This is a genomic window from Undibacterium sp. RuTC16W (assembly GCF_049339445.1).
GTDB lineage: Bacteria > Pseudomonadota > Gammaproteobacteria > Burkholderiales > Burkholderiaceae_D > Undibacterium.
The window spans coordinates 1-323 of record NZ_JBMPPE010000093.1; the positions used below are offsets into that span (position 1 = coordinate 1).

A 323-nucleotide genomic window follows, 5' to 3' on the forward strand; every position below is an offset into this window, starting at 1 on the left:
GCTTTGTTTGCTGATCCACAAGATTTAGATGTTGAATTGGTTCCCACTATCCAGCTGTTACGTAATGATGTGTCTAATGATTTCTTCGGCGGCGAGAATTACACCGCGCGTGATGTGCTCAATCTTTTGGGTGGCGGCGGTTGGAAAGGCGGTCGTATGGACGATGACATGTCACATCGCATGGGCATGCATAGCCGTTATTAAATATCTTCTTACTACCTAACGCCTTTATATCCCCAAAGCGGTTTAATCATAAAGTCGCTGTTTTATTCATTCCGAATAATGTTCCCTCAATCAACACAGAATACTGAAATGTCATAATT

1 protein-coding gene is annotated in these 323 nt (G+C 42.4%); it reads left to right on the plus strand.

Features of this window, described 5'->3' with window-relative positions; genetic code table 11:
- Positions 1 to 204, plus strand: a 204-nt coding sequence (locus ACO0K4_RS19655) for a DUF6559 family protein (RefSeq protein WP_422958347.1), incomplete at its 5' end; no start/stop codon positions are given.
- Between the last annotated feature and the right edge of the window lie 119 nt (positions 205 to 323).